Annotated in this window: 15 protein-coding genes; 8 read left to right on the forward strand and 7 right to left on the reverse strand. The window is 60.2% G+C overall.

Translation table 11 applies throughout. The features are described from left to right. The first annotated feature begins 3 nt into the window (after window positions 1-3). Together IPJ87_15910 and IPJ87_15915 are read left to right on the forward strand one after the other, a co-directional pair. On the forward strand, window positions 4-1,566 hold the full coding sequence (locus IPJ87_15910) for a T9SS type A sorting domain-containing protein (protein ID MBK7943332.1): 1,563 nt from the start codon (window positions 4-6) through the stop codon (window positions 1,564-1,566). Continuing rightward, window positions 1,563-2,513, forward strand: coding sequence for a hypothetical protein (locus IPJ87_15915; GenBank protein ID MBK7943333.1), 951 nt, complete (start codon window positions 1,563-1,565; stop codon window positions 2,511-2,513). The genes IPJ87_15910 and IPJ87_15915 overlap by 4 nt, the downstream gene beginning before the upstream one ends. Before the next feature lie 48 nt (window positions 2,514-2,561). On the opposite strand, the gene hppD is transcribed toward IPJ87_15915, so the two are convergent. After that, window positions 2,562-3,707: a 4-hydroxyphenylpyruvate dioxygenase gene (gene hppD / locus IPJ87_15920; protein ID MBK7943334.1), complete on the reverse strand. Its 1,146-nt coding sequence runs from the start codon at window positions 3,705-3,707 to the stop codon at window positions 2,562-2,564. A gap of 285 nt (window positions 3,708-3,992) precedes the next feature. Between hppD and IPJ87_15925 the strand changes: the two genes are divergently transcribed. Beyond that, window positions 3,993-4,487 carry a hypothetical protein gene (locus IPJ87_15925; GenBank protein MBK7943335.1) on the forward strand — a complete coding sequence of 165 codons (495 nt, stop codon included), beginning with the start codon at window positions 3,993-3,995 and terminating at the stop codon, window positions 4,485-4,487. A 50-nt stretch (window positions 4,488-4,537) separates the two neighbouring features. Here IPJ87_15925 and IPJ87_15930 read toward each other — a convergent pair whose 3' ends face one another. Next, entirely contained in the window at window positions 4,538-5,707 is a 1,170-nt protein-coding gene (locus IPJ87_15930; protein ID MBK7943336.1) for a site-specific DNA-methyltransferase, read from the reverse strand. 149 nt (window positions 5,708-5,856) lie between these two features. On the opposite strand from IPJ87_15930, the gene IPJ87_15935 reads away from it, so the two are divergent. After that, the gene (locus tag IPJ87_15935; protein ID MBK7943337.1) at window positions 5,857-7,149 is read left to right on the forward strand and encodes a DNA adenine methylase; all 1,293 of its coding nucleotides are present in this window, start codon (window positions 5,857-5,859) and stop codon (window positions 7,147-7,149) included. 2 nt (window positions 7,150-7,151) lie between these two features. On the opposite strand, the gene IPJ87_15940 is transcribed toward IPJ87_15935, so the two are convergent. From IPJ87_15940 to IPJ87_15960, 5 genes are all read right to left on the reverse strand, one after another. Continuing rightward, window positions 7,152-8,189, reverse strand: a complete 1,038-nt coding sequence (locus IPJ87_15940) for a phospholipase D family protein (protein ID MBK7943338.1) — start codon at window positions 8,187-8,189, stop codon at window positions 7,152-7,154. A 334-nt stretch (window positions 8,190-8,523) separates the two neighbouring features. Next, window positions 8,524-8,883: a DUF86 domain-containing protein gene (locus tag IPJ87_15945; GenBank protein ID MBK7943339.1), complete on the reverse strand. Its 360-nt coding sequence runs from the start codon at window positions 8,881-8,883 to the stop codon at window positions 8,524-8,526. After that, a complete protein-coding gene (locus tag IPJ87_15950; protein MBK7943340.1) occupies window positions 8,864-9,166 on the reverse strand; it encodes a nucleotidyltransferase family protein in 303 nt (100 codons plus the stop codon). Before IPJ87_15950 ends, IPJ87_15945 begins: the two co-directional genes overlap by 20 nt. Before the next feature lie 9 nt (window positions 9,167-9,175). Further along, on the reverse strand, window positions 9,176-10,333 hold the full coding sequence (locus IPJ87_15955; GenBank protein ID MBK7943341.1) for a homogentisate 1,2-dioxygenase: 1,158 nt from the start codon (window positions 10,331-10,333) through the stop codon (window positions 9,176-9,178). A gap of 106 nt (window positions 10,334-10,439) precedes the next feature. Further along, complete coding sequence (locus IPJ87_15960) at window positions 10,440-11,561, reverse strand: rhodanese-related sulfurtransferase (protein MBK7943342.1); 1,122 nt, start codon at window positions 11,559-11,561, stop codon at window positions 10,440-10,442. A 57-nt stretch (window positions 11,562-11,618) separates the two neighbouring features. On the opposite strand from IPJ87_15960, the gene IPJ87_15965 reads away from it, so the two are divergent. The 4 genes from IPJ87_15965 (at window position 11,619) to IPJ87_15980 (ending at window position 16,098) form a co-directional block, all read left to right on the forward strand. Beyond that, a complete protein-coding gene (locus IPJ87_15965; protein ID MBK7943343.1) occupies window positions 11,619-12,563 on the forward strand; it encodes an NAD-dependent epimerase/dehydratase family protein in 945 nt (314 codons plus the stop codon). A gap of 63 nt (window positions 12,564-12,626) precedes the next feature. Continuing rightward, a complete protein-coding gene (locus tag IPJ87_15970; protein MBK7943344.1) occupies window positions 12,627-13,520 on the forward strand; it encodes a hypothetical protein in 894 nt (297 codons plus the stop codon). 44 nt (window positions 13,521-13,564) lie between these two features. Next, window positions 13,565-15,049 carry a cysteine--tRNA ligase gene (locus tag IPJ87_15975; protein MBK7943345.1) on the forward strand — a complete coding sequence of 495 codons (1,485 nt, stop codon included), beginning with the start codon at window positions 13,565-13,567 and terminating at the stop codon, window positions 15,047-15,049. Between the two features lie 128 nt (window positions 15,050-15,177). Continuing rightward, the gene (locus tag IPJ87_15980; GenBank protein ID MBK7943346.1) at window positions 15,178-16,098 is read left to right on the forward strand and encodes a M28 family peptidase; all 921 of its coding nucleotides are present in this window, start codon (window positions 15,178-15,180) and stop codon (window positions 16,096-16,098) included. Window position 16,099 lies beyond the last annotated feature (1 nt).

Below are 16,099 nucleotides of genomic sequence, written 5' to 3' on the forward strand. Positions count from 1 at the left end.
ACGATGCGCACAGGACTGACGGTGGCTATGCTTCTTATTGAAGTATTGGCGTTTGGCCAAGGCTTCAATAAACGGCTTGACCCTTTCGGGTGGGGCTATGCCCAGGAGGCATTTGGCATTGAACGAACGAATGGAGGCTACACGGTTATTAGCGGTAGCGCTGACTATGACAGCATTGGGCTCGGTCTATATTTCTTCCACGTGTCAGTTCATCTTGCGTTCATTGACGAACAAGGCAACTTGCTTGGTGAGAAGCGTGCATGGCGACCTATGCATAGCGCATTCCCTGGCTGGGCGAATTGCTGCGATACCATACCCGGGGGAGGCTACGTAGTGGGCGGTGCCAGCGAGGATACTCTCGGTAACGGAGAGGTCTACCTAATGCGCTTCGATGCCGTTGGTGACACGCTTTGGACCAAGGTCTTCGGCGACCCCCTGCTGAACTACTACTACATTGGGCGGCAAGTGAAGCGTACCGCAGATGGCGGCTTCCTGATCGTGGGGGATATGGGCGTGGGTGATCTGCCGGTCAATGGGATTGATGGTTTCGCGATAAAGACCGACAGCTTGGGGAATGAACAGTGGAGAGAGATCTACGGCGGTCCACCACCGGATTGGAGAGCCTTGCTCGCGGTGGATCTTGTCGGTGATGGCGGCTATTATTTCTCCGGCTCTTACCTCCCAACGGACACCAATGGTGAGCATTGGGTGATCCGCGTGGACTCCACAGGCACGGAGATTTGGTCCGTTACTTGGGGCGGCCCTTTCTCAGAAGGCGCGTTACAATTGATCACAGGCTCGGATGGGCATCCCATCATTTTTAGCGGCAATGCGCATGCGCCATCCTATGGTTCCATGCGCCCCTACATCGCCAAACTGGACAGCGCGGATGGTTCCATTGTCTGGGAGCGAGAGTACGGCCTGGAACGCTATGGCACCGTGCTCTTTGCTGGCAAGGAATGTCCCAATGGGGATCTGATCGGTGCAGGAGGAACCTTTGTGAGCCAGGCCCCTAACAACGAGATGGGCTTGCTGCTACGCACCACCAGCAGCGGCGACAGCCTGTGGATGTTCACCTACCACTACCAGGACAGCATCATCAGCAACGGGCAGGGCCGCTTCTACGACGTGCTGCCCACGGCTGATGGCGGCTTCATCGCGGCGGGGGTGGCGCGCAATCCGGTGGGCGGCCCATACCCTCCCGGTTACAGCCAGGACACTTGGGTAGTGAAGGTGGACAGCATTGGTTGTATCGTGCCTGGCTGTAACAGTGTGGGGATCACCGAACAGGTCACTAATCTGCTGGATGCGCTCGTCATTTTTCCCAATCCGGCCCAGGGAGGACAGCAAGTGACCGTGCAACTTTCGCTACCGGCCACTGAACTCCTCAACAAGCTGCAACTAACACTCGTGGGTTCCGATGGACGGCTGGTGGAGCAGCAGCCGGTGCCTATGGGCGTTTCCCATTTCTGGTTTCCACTTTCATCTGTCTCCCCCGGCTTGTACCATGTACATTTAAGCAGTGGTAGCCGGTGGCTTGCGGGAGGCAAACTTGTGATCGAATGACCATGGAAGCAACGCACATAAGTTTGCTGGCATACACTGCCATATTACCACTGCTGAGTATCGGCCAGGGTCATCAGCTTTTGCTGCGTCCAGAAGCGAGCTGGGACGTTGCAGTGTACGAATCTCCGACAATCTGTGGCTGGGTCTCAGCAAGGAATTGGTTCATTGATGGCGATACGGTCATCAACGGGGCGACATATGCCCGGTTCGGTTACCGGACCATTGCGGATATCGATGGCCCTCCCTTCTGCCCACCAGGCTACTACGTGATACCCGCGACCACGATCACCAACCTCTGTCTGCGCGAGGATACGGTTGCCAGCCTGGTGTTTCAGTACGACCATGTCCTCCAATCGGACCGCCTTTTGTACGACTACAACCTGGAGCTCGGCGATACCATCCACGACTACTTTGACTTCGGTCTGCTCGGCTGGCCACCCACACCTACGATAATTGTTTCTTTGGACAGTGTGCAACTCAACGATGGAGTTTTCCATCGGCGGTGGGGTTTGTCCACGACGCTATGGGGGGAGGTCCTGCACGACTTCATTGAAGGCGTGGGAAGTACGACCGGCATCACACATGAGCTACCGCAGTACTACGGGGATGGCGCCCATTTATGGTGCTACAAACGCAACGAAGTGGACGTGCTCTGGTCTGTGCATTATTGTCCCTTGCCAGGGGCATTGGGTGTTGACGATGGAGTTGAAGCAGCAAGCGGGATGAGGCCTGCCCTCCATGTGGCACCGGATGGCGGTTTCAGCTTGATCGCGGACACACCAATGCATGTGACGATCCATGCGATGGATGGAAGAATGGTCCTGAGGCAAAGGCTTGTGCCAGGGCTTCAATATGCCACCGGTACCATCCCGCCTGGTGTGTTCACCTATACGCTCAGCGGTTCAGGCGGGCAGTTCGGAACAGGACGCTTCGTGCTAATGAAATGACGAAGGGCGCCCACTGGACGCCCCTCGCATGTGCGATCTCAGGGTCACCTACAGCGTCCCTCTATTCTCCTGCTCCCGCTCGATCGCCTCGAACAACGCCTTGAAGTTGCCCTTGCCGAAGCTCTTGGCGCCCTTGCGCTGGATGATCTCGAAGAACATCGTGGGACGGTCCAGCACCGGCTTGGTGAAGAGCTGCAGCAGGTAGCCCTCGTCGTCCCGGTCCACCAGCACGCCGTGCTGCTTCAGCACCGCCAGGTCCTCGTCGATCTCGCCCACGCGGTCCATCACGGTGTCGTAGTAGCTGGGCGGCACGTAGAGGAACTCCACGCCGCGGTCCTTCAGCGCGCTCACCGTCTCGATGATGTTGTTGGTGGCCACGGCGATGTGCTGCACACCGGCGCCGTGGTAGAAGTCGATGTACTCCTCGATCTGGCTCTTTTTCTTGCCTTCGGCCGGCTCGTTGATCGGGAACTTGATGCGGCCGTTGCCGTTGCTCATCACCTTGCTCATCAGCGCGGTGTACTCGGTGCTGATGTCCTTGTCGTCGAAGCTCACCAACTGCGCGAAGCCCATCACGCGGGCGTAGAAGTCCACCCAGGTGTTCATCTCGCCCCAGCCCACGTTGCCCACCATGTGGTCGATGAACTTGAGGCCAACAGGCGTGGGATTGTAGTGGCTCTTCCAGGCCTTGTAGCCGGGCATGAAGGGGCCTTTGTACTCGTTGCGCTCCACGAAGATGTGCACCGTTTCTCCGTAGGTGTGGATGCCGCTCTTCACCACGTAGCCGTGCTCATCCTCCTCGCGCACCGGCTCCATGAAGCTCTTCGCGCCGCGTTTGGTGGTCTCCTCCCAGGCCTTGCGCGCATCGGGCACCCACAGGGCGATCACCTTCACGCCATCACCATGCTTGCGCAGGTGCTCGTTGATCGGGCTGTCCGGTGTCATCGGCGTGGTGAGCACCAAGCGGATCTTGTCCTGCACCAGCACATAGCTCGTGCGGTCCTTCACGCCGGTCTCCAGGCCCGCATAGGCCAGGCTCTGGAAGCCCCAGGCGGTCTTGTAGTAGTGCGCGCTCTGCTTCGCATTGCCCACGTAGAGCTCCACGTAGTCGGTGCCCCAGAGGGGAAGGAAGTCCTCGGCATCCTTCATGATCTTCTCCAGGCCGTAGTCGACGTCTTTCAGTCCGGTTGACATGGTCTTATGCTTCAGTGAGGCGAAGTTCGGGGTTTTTCGGGGGCGAATGCTGATGGGGGGCATTGGGGCGTGCCCCCTCGCAAAAGCCTCGGGGTCCGGCTTTCCGCTGCTGCTCCTCGGCCGGATTACCGGCCTGTGGGGCATCCGCTCCGGTCCGTCACGCGGAAAGCACTCCACCGATACTTGCTATCGGCCCTGTGAGTTCCCAAGCGAGGTGTTGTCCAAGCCTGCTAAAATCCTAGATTTGCGATTCGCGAATCATAAATCATGGATGCGCACAAGGGAATGCGGCCGCAGGATGTGGCGGTGCTGTTGAAGATCGTGGCCTTGGACAACGGCGATTGGCGTGGCATCGACCTGGCGCAAGCACTCCGGCTGAGTCCAGCAGAGGTGAGCAACTCATTGAAGCGCTCGGCCATGGCGGGATTGGTGGACGGCACCAAACGTCGTGTGGCGCGGGCCGCACTCCTGGAGTTCCTGAAGCACGGCCTGCCCTACGTGTTCCCGGTACGCCCCGGCGGCGTGGTGCGTGGCGTACCCACGGCGCACGCGGCAGCGCCCTTGCGCACGAAATTCCTGGCGGACGAAGCCTACGTGTGGCCCTATGCCAAGGGCGACCAAAGGGGGCAGGCCATCGCGCCGCTTTATCCCGGTGCCGCCGCCGCCGCGCTGGCCGATCCTGCCTTGCACGAATTGCTCGCGTTGGCCGATGCGTTACGCACCGGCCGCACCCGCGAGCGCGCCGAAGCGGAGAAGGAACTCGCCAAGCGCCTGAAGTGATGCGCGACGCGGTGAACATCCAGACCGTGCAGTTCGTGGCCGATGGTGTGTCAGGCTTCCACAAAGCCGAATCCGCCACCACCTGCCCATCCTACTTCAGCAGAAATGCCGCCGGGTTCTCCTTGTGAAACCATCTTCAGCCGCTGGGCACAAATGGAAACAGCGTGCTCACCACATTCGATCCCGATGTAGCGGCGACCGGTCTTGTGGGCAACGGATGCCGTTGTTCCAGACCCGAGGTACGCATCAAGCACCAAGTCGCCAGGTTGTGTTGCGATTTGTAGGATGCGGTGGAGCAGCCTCTCTGGCTTGGGCGTATCGAACGGATGTCCGTCAGGAAAGAGCGACTTGATGTGCTTCTTGGCATCGGTCGTAGTTCCAGCCACCTCGGCGGTCCACAAAGTGCTGGGAGCCATGCCGCGCTGAACATCCTTCAAGAATTTCTTTACGCGCGGCGCTCCATTGCCATCAGAGCCGAACCATATGTTTCCCTGCTTAATCTCTTCCCGCATGCGCTTTTCATTGTAGGCCCAACAACGACCTTGAGGAAGAAAATGACGCTTCCCATTGGGAGCGACAACATCATAGAATTGACTTGCCACAGCATGGCCCGCTTGCACATTCGCGGAGATCGACTGCCAAGGCCCTCGCGGATCATTGTCCGGGTTTTTGTAACGAGCAAGTATCTCCTCTGAAAGCGGGAAGTCGCCACGGGTGCTATTGAAAAGAATGGGATCCTTGGCATATACAAGGACGTACTCGTGGTTGAATGAGAACACCCTTCGGTTCTCTCGCGTTTCCCGATGGTTCCAGACGATGGTCGCGACGAACTTATCACGACCGAACAACCGATCGCATGCGACCTTGAGGTAGTGCAAACCAAGGTCATCGATGCTGATCCACAACGAACCATCCTTGGTCAAGGTCCGAAAAAGAAGTGCCAGGCGTTCTTCCAGCTCCGCAAGCCAATCGTGATGCTTCGCCACATCGGAGTAGTGCACAAAGTTCTCTTGGGTATTGTATGGCGGGTCTATGTACACACATCGCACCATCCCCTCAAGGGAGGGCATGAGAGCTTTCAGAACATCCAAGTTGTCGCCTTGGATCAAGTAGTTCGAGTGATCACCCTTACCAACACCTAGCGCTTTGATCGTTCGGCCACGAGGTTTGGGAGTAGTGACAAGAACGTCGTTCGTCGGTGAATCGATGAGGAGTTGCATGGGGGCGATTGACGAGATTCTCGGAGTAGCTTCGCGAACAATGTAGAACCCTGGTCGGGGTTGCGAGCACGGTGGTGGAAACTTTCGAATCACAGGTCGATGTCAATTCGCCGGAGGCCCCCTCGGAGGTCTTCAGGCCGATTCATTACTTGGGCAGTAAGCTCCGGCTGCTCAATGAAATTGGCGACGCTGTCAATGAGGTAAGCTCGAAAGAAGCACTGGTCTGCGACTTGTTCTCGGGATCCGGTGTCGTGTCCTCTTTCCTGGGGCTTGAGCGTCGAGTGGTCGCCGTCGACATTCAAGAATATGCACGGGTCCTTGCTTCCTCAGTGCTGCTGTCAAAACCGGTGAAGAAGGCCGACCTCAGCGCTTTGCTCGAACCCGTCACCGACAGTGACCTTGGCCAAGAATTGCTTCACGCGTTCGCGCCATTGATTAACTATGAAGCTGAGTGTGTCACGCAGGCTCGTGATGGCAATCCCGAATCACTCGCGGACCTCATTGAAATGGGTTCTTTGGTAAGTGTGAATGGGACCATTTCCTCCAATGCAAAGACCAACAAGGCTTTCGCCGAAGTTGCTGACCGACTGTCCAAGAGGAAGCTCACGAAGGCAGCCATGGTCTCACGGTACTACGGCGGACTCTACTTCAACTACGACCACGCCATCGCGCTGGATGTTCTGCTCTCAAAGGCGGCCACCCTACCGATAGACCTTCAGGACCTCGGCAAGGCCATTGCACTGAGCACGGCCAGCGATCTTGTCCGGACGGTCGGCAAGCAATTCGCACAACCTCTTCGGCCCAGGTCGAAGGATGGCAAGCCCAAAGCGGCTCTTTGGCGAACGGTGGAGAAGTCTCGTTCCGTTGATAGCACGAGCATTGTGCAAGATTGGCTTAGCACCTACGCGTCCAAGCCCAATGCTCGGCTAGGGAGCGCAGCTAACCGTGCGGACTACAGCGACTTCCTCCGCACCACAGAACTACCCATTGGCGTTGTCTATGCAGATCCTCCGTACACCCGGGATCATTACAGCAGATTCTACCATGTCTTGGAGACCATGTGTCTTGGAGACCATCCGAATCTGTCGCGCACTAACTTGAACGGCGGGCATTCGATTAGTCGAGGTGCGTATAGAGAAGACCGACATCAATCACCCTTCTGCATCCGAAGCCAAGCGCCTGCGGCTTTCGAGGAACTTTTCAAGTTGGTTTCCGGACGTGAGGCAAGCCTAGTTCTCTCGTACTCACCGCAAGCGGAGGGTGATCGCGTGCATCCGAGAGTGATGAAACTGGAGAATATCACGTCACTGGCAAGACGCTTCTTCGGCGACGTAGACGTTCGGCATTGTGGGGCTGTCCTACACAGCAAACTCAACCGAACTGATCTGCATCTTGATACCCCAGAGCTAGCAGAAGTCTTGGTCGTCTGCCGACCCAAGTAGATCTACTCGAACTCCTCGTCCTTGAAGGCCTGCGGAACAGTGGCCAGGAGTTGCTGTATGATCGACAGGTTACCCACATCTGCGAGAGAGAAGCGCAGTCGCTTCATGTTACTCGCAGAACCGGTCCATCGACTGCCAAGGAATGCCGATAGCTGAACGTTGTGTCCATCTCCAGGCATTGAGAGGGCATAGAGGAACGTTCGTTCAGCAACTCGCAAGAAAACCCCTATCGGTTTCCCTGTACTTGGATAGTCCAAACCAGCCGCAGCGTTCAATTCAAACCTCCAATTGCTGCTGATGACCTGAACGCTTGGCCGACTTTCGACGTCAGCCAGCGTCCCATCAGGGCGTAACCACTGGAAGAGCATCCTGCGCTGTGTGCCGACCTTGGCGCCGAAATAATTCTCATAGTTGTCCTGATCAAAGTTGGCTTGCTTCCAACGATCACCACTCTTCGGGATCTCAGCGATTAATATCGGTGTGTCTTGCACATCCACCACCGTGGTGACTACAGGAGCAACTCGCTTCCGCCCGCCCCATCCTCCGCGATTGAGTTCGACCCGAGCAATCGCTTCGACGGAATTGAGTGAATGCAATCTCAAGGAATGTGTCGTGATCCAAGTGTCCCACTGACTCTTGAGGTCTGCTGTTTCAGACACGTTCAATGGGCAAAGGGCATAGGCCTCCCAATTCTGACGTAACCCCGCGCTCGTCAGATTCCCGGAACCCACCACTAAACTTCCGCCGTCCCGCTCACCGAACCAAGTCATCTTCGGATGGAACAAGGATGCAGGTGTTTGAGAGATGAATACACGAACACTCAACCCCTTCAGATCGTGTTCAGCGGCCTGCAAAGCGACTAGCGCTTCCGGAGTAGTCGTGGTATCTGCTCCTACTATGAGTTCAAACGGATACTTCTTGAGGAACCGTTCAAACACCTCGTCACGAAGAAGAAGGCGCACACCGGCTTCTGTTGCCCAAGCGAACGCTGCTCCGCCATAGCGCGCCGCAACAGCGCGCTCCAACAGAGTCTCAAGCAAATAGGCTGAATCAGGATCCGTCGGATCTTGAAGTCGGAGTATCGACTTGGACATTGTTGAGTATGGCTTCAAACATACGAGCCGTATTTCGCGTGAGCGATCGAACGAGAAAGCCCGGAGCCGGGAATCCGGCGAGGACTTGGACGGAAGAGCGCGACCCGAGGCCCTGCGAGGGGCACGCCCTAGCCTTCGAAAAGTTCAAAGTGACAACTCACTCCACCCAACTCTTCCAGTACTTCCCGTCGTCGATCTTCAAGCACTCCTCCGTCACCATCAGCGGCTTGACGAAATCCACCATCACGACCCGTTCGTTGGTCACTTTGGTGCCCATGCATCAGAATCCGCCTTTCGGAAGGTCGTTCAAGATCGCGCCAAGTTGTTCCCGCAGCAGGGGCACATCGCTCTGAGCAACGTCCCACACGGTTTCCGTTTGCACGGCGAAGTACTCGTGGATGATCTTGTGCCGCATACCTACGATCTGCTTCCATGGCACTTCAGGATGCCGCTCACGCAATTCCATGGTCAGCATACTTGCCGCTTCGCCGATGATCTCGATCTGGCGCGAGACGGCCGCGAGCAGCATCTTGTCCGTGAGCAGATCTTCCTCCTTCCGGCCGGAAACGAATTCCATCAGCGCATCGCAGGCATCCAGCATGTGCTGAAGCCGCAGCCGGTCACGCCTGGGCTCGCGCATAGATCAGCTGCAGGTCCTTGGTCACGTAAGGCTCAATGTACTTGGACAATGCGCGGCGCGTGACCACGTCCACCTTGCGACCGAGCAGTTCCTCCAGCTTCAATTGCATATCCACGAAGCCGAGTCCGAACGGCTTCGACCGATCGAGGTCCACGAGGATGTCCAGGTCGCTATCGGGCCGTGCATCGCCACGCGCGAACGAGCCGAACACGTAAGCGCGATCGACCGGGTACGCGGCGAAGAAGCGGCGCAGTTGTTCGCGGGTGTCCTTGCTCAGTTCCATGTCACGAAACTACTCCACCCAGCTGTTCCAGTACTTCCCGTCATCGATCTTCAAGCACTCCTCTGTCACCATTAACGGCTTGAATGTGTCCACCATCACGGCGAGCTCGTCCGTCTGCTTCTTGCCGATGCTGCGCTCCATGGCGCCGGGGTGCGGACCGTGAGGGATGCCGGCGGGGTGCAAACTGATGTGGCCCGGGCCGATGTCGTTGCGGCTCATGAAGTCGCCGTCCACGTAGTAGAGCACCTCGTCCGCATCGATGTTGCTGTGGTTGTACGGCGCGGGGATGGCCTGCGGGTGGTAGTCGTAGAGGCGCGGCACGAAGCTGCAGATCACGAAGGCGTCGGTCTCGAAGGTCTGGTGGATCGGCGGGGGCAGGTGCACGCGGCCGGTGATGGGCTCGAAGTCGTGGATGCTGAAGGCGTAGGGGTAGTTGTAGCCGTCCCAGCCCACCACATCGAAGGGGTGGCTGGCGTACACCAGCTCGTGCAGCAGGTTCTGCTTCTTCACCTTGATCGTGAAGCTGCCCTTCTTGTCGTGCGTCTCCAATTTCTTCGGGCGGCGGATGTCGCGCTCGCAGAACGGTGAATGCTCCAGCAGCTGGCCGAACCAGTTGCGGTAGCGCTTCGGTGTGTACATGGGGCGGTGGCTCTCCACGATGAACAGGCGGTTGTCGCTGTCCTTGAACTCCATCGTGTAGATCATCCCGCGCGGGATCATCAGGTAGTCGCCGTACTTGAAATCGAGGTTGCCCAGGAAGGTGCGCAGGGTGCCGCTGCCTTTGTGGACGAAGATCATCTCATCGCAGTCGGCGTTCTTGTAGAAGTAGTCCACGGTCTTCGCCTGCGGCGCGGCGAGCACGATGGCGCAGTCGCTGTTCACCAACATGGTCTTGCGTGCTGCCAGGTGGTCCTTCTCCGGCTTGGTCTTGAAGCCGTGCAGGCGCAGCGAACGCATGTTCTTCTCCACCGCGATCTTCGGCGTCAGGTCCTTCGGCTTGCGCAGCTCCTTCACCATCGTGGGGCGATGCACGTGGTAGCTCAAGGTGCTCATGCCATCGAAGCCGATGGTGCCGAAGAGCTGCTCGTAGAAGTAGCGGTCCTTGCCGTTCTTGAAGACGGTGTGGCGCTTGTGGGGGATCTTGCCGAGGGAGTGGTAGATGGGCATGTGCGAATGCAGGTGAATGGCGAATGGTCAATGGTGAATGGGAGTGAGGGCATTTGCCCATTCACCATTCGCTATTGACCATTCACCAGTGTTCATGGTTACGACGTTAGGAAGCCTGGATGACTTTGCGGTTGACATCGCTCAGCTCCGGGTGCAGCGTGCCGTTCAGCGCCAGCAGTTCCTCTTCTTCACGGATGCGGCGCCGCAATCCTTCGGGATCGTTGATGGCCTTGGTCTTTGTGCTGCGCGTGCTGCGGCCTTTGCGCCAGGCGCGTTGTACTTCTTCAGGCAGCACATGGATCTCCCGGCAGCTCGGTGAGCAGCACTCAGCGTATTTATCCGCGCAGGCCTCGCACTGCACCAGCAGCATGTTGCACGTGGCCTCGTGGCAGTTGGTGATGCGGTCGCTCTTGGTGCCGCATTGCATACAGGTGCTCACCACATCATCGGTGATGCGCTCGGCGAGCCGCTCATCGAACACGAAGTTCTGGCCGAGGTACTTGCTCTTCAGCCCTTCGGCTTTCAATTGGCGGGCGTAGTCGATGATGCCGCCGTGCAACTGGGCCACGTTCGTGAAGCCCTCATGCTTCAGGTAGGCGCTGGCCTTCTCGCAGCGGATGCCGCCGGTGCAGTAGAGCAGCACCTCGGCATCCTTCTTCTCCTTCATCACCTCCTTCACCTCTTCGATCGCACCGCGGAAGGTGTCCGCTTTGGGCAGGTACGCTCCTTCGAAATGCCCGATCAGGCACTCGTAGTTGTTGCGCATGTCGATCACCAGCGCGCCCTCTGCCATCTTCCGGTTGAAGGTCTTGGCATCGAGGTGCGTACCGACGTTGGTCACGTCGAATGCGTCATCGGCCAGGCCGTCGGCTACGATCTTATTCTTCACCTTGATCGCGAGTTTCAGGAAGCTCTTGCCATCATCCTCCACGGCGATCTTCCACGGCACATCACGGAAGGCCTCGCGGCTGTTCAGGTTGCTGCGGAAGGCCTCCAGGTTCTCCGTGGGCACGCTCACTTGGGCGTTGATCCCCTCTTGCGAGATGTAGATGCGGCCCAGCACGCCGAGCGCTTCCCATTCCACGTAGAGGGAGTTGCGCAAGGCCTCCACCTCGGTCAGGCGCACGTAGCGGTAGAAGGAAAGCGTGGTGCGCGGCACACCCTCCTGTTCCAGACGGGCGCGGAGGATGTCCGGTCCCAACAGGTTCCGCAGGCGGTGCTCGTCCATGTGGCGAAAGTACGTCGGTCCATCCGGCCATTGCCGCCTCGGAAATAGCTTCGCCGCATGTTCAAGAAGATCCTCGTTATCGGCAGCTCCGGCCAGATCGGCACCGAGCTCGTGGAAGGGCTGCGTGCCCGGTTCGGCCAAGGGAACGTGGTGGCCTCCGACATCAAGGAGCCTCAAGCGGCCCAGGACGGACCGTTCGCCCTGGTGGACGCCATGGACCGTCGCGGCATCGAACGCCTCATCGACAAGCATGGCATCACCGAGGTGTACCTGCTGGCCGCGTTGCTCAGCGCCACGGCCGAGAAGGACCCCGCCTTCGCGTGGAAGCTGAACATGGAGAGCCTGCTGATCGTGCTGGAGCTGGCGCGGGAGGGGAAGCTCAAGCGCGTCTACTGGCCCAGCAGCATTGCGGTGTTCGGGCCCACCACCCCCAAGGATGGTACGCCGCAACGGACGGTGACCGAGCCCACCACGGTGTATGGCATCAGCAAGCTGGCCGGTGAAGGCTGGTGCCAGTACTACCACCAGCGATACGGTGTGGACGTGCGGAGCATCCGCTATCCGGGCCTCATCGGCTGGAAGAGCGCGCCCGGCGGGGGCACCACGGATTACGCGGTGCACATCTTCCACGAGGCCATCAAGCACGGCACCTACACAAGCTTCCTGGGGCCGAAGAGCACCCTGCCGATGATGTACATGCCCGACGCCATTCGCGCCACCATCGACCTGATGGAGGCACCGGCGGACCGGGTGAAGGTGCGCACCAGCTACAACCTGGCGGGCTTCAGCTTCGACCCCGAACAGATCGCCGCCGAGGTGCGCCGCCACATTCCCGGCTTCACCATCGGCTACGCCCCTGACCACCGGCAGGCCATCGCCGACAGCTGGCCGCGCAGCATCGACGACAGCGCCGCTCGGGCCGATTGGGGCTGGGAACCGCAGTACGACCTGCGTGCCATGGTGGACGACATGATGGTCCACCTCAAGGGGCGGCTGGGCTGATGCGGTGATCGAAACCCCGGGGCCGGGAAAGGCGTATAGCGGGCGTCCCGAGCGGACCCAGCCATGTCCCGTGCACTGATCCTCGTCGTCCTGGTCCTCTGTGCGATCTCCGCCGCAGTGGGTCGCGCGCAGGCCACCGAGCCGACCACGGCCGCGATCAACCAAGTGGACGCTCAGGGTCGCCGCACGGGTCCCTGGCGGTTGATCGCTCCGCAGGAAGGGCGCTCGGGCTACACGGACGGCCAGCTGATCGAGGAGGGCAGCTACCTGAACGGCAAACGCTCGGGGACATGGAAGCGCTACTGGCCCAACGGCAAGGTGATGAGCGAGATCACCTACCACCTGGGCCGGCCCAAAGGGCCGTATCAGACCTATTTCCCCAGCGGAAAGGCCGAGGAACAAGGCAACTGGGACCTCGACCGCAACACCGGGGCCTTCAAGCGCTGGCACCCCAACGGCGAGTTGGCGCAGGAGTTCGTATTCGACCAGTACGGCACGCGCGATGGCAAGCAGCTCTATTACCACGAGAACGGGCAGTTGGCTGTTTCGGTGAACATCGAACAGGGCAAGGAGGACGGGACGCTGAAGCGCTACTACGCCAACGGCGACCTGCAGCAGGTGGCCGAGTTCGACGGGGGCGTCATCAATTCCGCCAACAGCAAGTACATCAAGCCGGTCCACCGCGAGACGGCCGTAGCGCCGGAGCCCGTCGGCAAGGCGGCGCCGGCCGTGGCCGCTGAGGAGCGCCCGAACGCCGTCATCTTCCGCGACAACGGCTACAACGCCTTGTATGACAAGCAGTTGCGCTTGTCGCAAGTGGGCATGTTCAAGAACGGACGGCTCTACGACGGCAAGCGCTACCGCTATGATGCGAACGGCAAGCTGGTGCGCATCGAAGTGTACCAGAACGGGCGCTATGCCGGGGATGCGGTGATCACCGACGAGGACCTGCAGTAGCGGCCGCACGGGGCTGGCTACCTTCGTGGCCCGCTCCGCCGACCATGTCCGACGCCAAGAAGGGTCCGTTCTTCCTGACCAATACGCTCACCCGCCGCAAGGAGGAGTTCGTACCCCTGCGCCCGCCGCATGTAGGTCTTTACGTGTGTGGCCCCACCGTGTACAGCGATGTGCACCTGGGCAACGTGCGCAGCTTCCTCACCTTCGATGTGCTGTACCGCTGGCTGCGGCAACTGGGCTACACCGTGCGCTACGTGCGCAACATCACCGATGTGGGCCACCTGGTGGGCGATGTGGACGAGGGCGAGGACAAGATCGCCAAGCGCGCTCGGCTGGAGCAGCTGGAGCCCATGGAGATCGTGCAGAAGTACACCAACGGCTTCCACGATGTCATGCGGCTCTTCAACATCCTGCCGCCGAGCATCGAGCCCACCGCCACGGGCCATTTGATCGAGCAGATGGAGATGGTGAAGCGCATCATCGGCAGCGGCTACGGGTACGAGGCCAACGGCAGCGTGTATTTCGATGTGCCGCGCTTCGCGGAGAAGCATGCCTACGGCGAGCTGAGCGGACGGAAGATCGATGAGCTATTGGCCAACACGCGCGACACCGAGGGCATGGAGGAGAAGCGGAGCCCGCTGGACTTCGCGATCTGGAAGAAGGCCGAGCCTTCGCACCTGATGAAATGGCCCAGCCCGTGGGGCGAGGGCTTCCCCGGCTGGCACCTGGAATGCAGCGCCATGAGCACCAAGTACCTGGGCCGGACCTTCGACATCCACGGCGGCGGCATGGACCTGAAGTTCCCGCACCACGAATGCGAGATCGCGCAGAGCGTGGCGGCCGATGGCCATGCGCCCGTACGCTACTGGATGCACGGCAACATGCTCACGGTGAATGGCCGGAAGATGGCCAAGAGCGAAGGCAACGGCTTCACCCCGGAAGAGCTGCTCACCGGGAACCACAAGCTGCTGGAGAAGGGCTACAGCGCCATGACGGTGCGCTTCTTCATGCTGCAGTGCCACTACGCCAGCACGCTCGACTTCAGTAACGCCGCCATGCAGGCTTCCGAGAAAGGGCTGGAGCGGCTGATGAAGGCCATGGCGCTGCTGCCCAAGCTGAAGGCTGCGGATGCGGACGAGGCTGACATCGCCGCCTTGGAGCAGCGCTGCCACGCCGCGATGAACGACGACCTGAACACGCCGGTGTTGATCGCCGAGCTGTTCGAGGCCGTGCGCATCATCAATTCGGTGCATGATGGCAAGCTGAAGCTGACCGAGGCGTCGATCGTGAAGCTGCGGACCATGATGCAAGTGTTGGTGCGCGATGTGCTCGGCGTCCGGGAGGAGGTCGATGACGCGAAGGGGGACGACCACACCCTCGACGCGCTGGTGCAGGAGTTCATCCGCCTGCGGGCGGAGGCCAAGGCGCGGAAGGACTTCGCCGCGGGCGATGCCATCCGGGATCGGCTGGCGGCCATCGGCATCGTATTGAAGGACACCAAGGAGGGCACCACATGGGAGCGCGCGTGAATGCAGTAGGCAGTACGCAGTTGGCAGTAGGCAGTTGGCAAGCTGTCGCGAAGTCGTGCCTACTGCCAACTGCGTACTGCCTACTCCTCCTCTCCGGCTGCACGCCCGAGGCCCCACCGAAGCAGGAGGTGCCGCAGCCCGCACCGGTGCAGCTGCCGCCGGCACCACCGTTCGATGCGGACAGCGCCTACGCGTTCGTGGCGGAGCAGGTGGCCTTCGGTCCGCGCGTGCCCGGCACACCGCCGCACACTGCCTGCGCGGATCGGATCGTGGCCCGGCTGAAGGCCTCCGGCGCGACCGTGACGGAGCAACGGGGCACGGTGACGGCGTTCAACGGCAACCCGCTGCCCTTGCGCAACATCATCGGCAGCTGGCGCCCCGAAGCGCGCGACCGCATCCTGCTGTTGGCGCACTACGACACGCGGCCGTTCGCGGACAAGGATGAGGAACGCCGCAACGAGCCCATCCTGGGTGCCAACGATGGGGGTAGCGGCGTGGGCATCCTGCTGGAGATCGCCCGGCACCTCGGCGCGGCCACGGATACCGCTCTGCTGGGGGTCGACCTGCTGTTCACCGACGTGGAGGACTATGGTGAGCCCACCGGGGCCATGACCATGGACGGCAACAGCATCGCCACCTGGGCGCTCGGCAGCCAGTACTGGGCGAAGAACCCGCACGTGCCCGGCTACACCGCGCGGTTCGGCGTGCTGCTGGACATGTGCGGCGCGAAGGACGCGCGCTTCTACCAGGAGTCCATCAGCATGCAGTACGCGCCGCAGGTGGTGCGCAAGCTGTGGCGCACCGCCGCCGCCCTGGGCCATGGCGACCGCTTCGTGGCGGAGACGCGCCATTTCGTGGGCACGGACGACCACCTGCCGATCAACGAGCTGCTGCGGATCCCCACGGCGGACATCATCGAGTACCATGAGGGCACGCGCGCCTTCCACCCCAGCTGGCACACGCACGACGACGACATGGACGTGATTGACCTGGCCACGCTGCAGTCCGTGGGGTCCACCGTGATGGAAGTGGTGTGGAAGGAGCGCTGAC

The sequence above is a fragment of the Flavobacteriales bacterium genome, from assembly GCA_016713875.1.
In the GTDB taxonomy this organism is placed as follows: domain Bacteria; phylum Bacteroidota; class Bacteroidia; order Flavobacteriales_F; family PHOS-HE28; genus PHOS-HE28.

Excerpts from the sequence above, each read along its gene's own strand:
- IPJ87_15910 (MBK7943332.1), top strand. The coding sequence starts at position 4 with ATGCGCACAGGACTGACGGTGGCTATGCTTCTTATTGAAGTATTGGCG.
- IPJ87_15915 (MBK7943333.1), top strand. The coding sequence starts at position 1,563 with ATGACCATGGAAGCAACGCACATAAGTTTGCTGGCATACACTGCCATA.
- hppD (MBK7943334.1), bottom strand. The coding sequence starts at position 3,707 with ATGTCAACCGGACTGAAAGACGTCGACTACGGCCTGGAGAAGATCATG.
- IPJ87_15925 (MBK7943335.1), top strand. The coding sequence starts at position 3,993 with ATGCGGCCGCAGGATGTGGCGGTGCTGTTGAAGATCGTGGCCTTGGAC.
- IPJ87_15930 (MBK7943336.1), bottom strand. The coding sequence starts at position 5,707 with ATGCAACTCCTCATCGATTCACCGACGAACGACGTTCTTGTCACTACT.
- IPJ87_15945 (MBK7943339.1), bottom strand. The coding sequence starts at position 8,883 with ATGCGCGAGCCCAGGCGTGACCGGCTGCGGCTTCAGCACATGCTGGAT.
- IPJ87_15950 (MBK7943340.1), bottom strand. The coding sequence starts at position 9,166 with ATGGAACTGAGCAAGGACACCCGCGAACAACTGCGCCGCTTCTTCGCC.
- IPJ87_15955 (MBK7943341.1), bottom strand. The coding sequence starts at position 10,333 with ATGCCCATCTACCACTCCCTCGGCAAGATCCCCCACAAGCGCCACACC.
- IPJ87_15960 (MBK7943342.1), bottom strand. The coding sequence starts at position 11,561 with ATGGACGAGCACCGCCTGCGGAACCTGTTGGGACCGGACATCCTCCGC.
- IPJ87_15965 (MBK7943343.1), top strand. The coding sequence starts at position 11,619 with ATGTTCAAGAAGATCCTCGTTATCGGCAGCTCCGGCCAGATCGGCACC.
- IPJ87_15970 (MBK7943344.1), top strand. The coding sequence starts at position 12,627 with ATGTCCCGTGCACTGATCCTCGTCGTCCTGGTCCTCTGTGCGATCTCC.
- IPJ87_15975 (MBK7943345.1), top strand. The coding sequence starts at position 13,565 with ATGTCCGACGCCAAGAAGGGTCCGTTCTTCCTGACCAATACGCTCACC.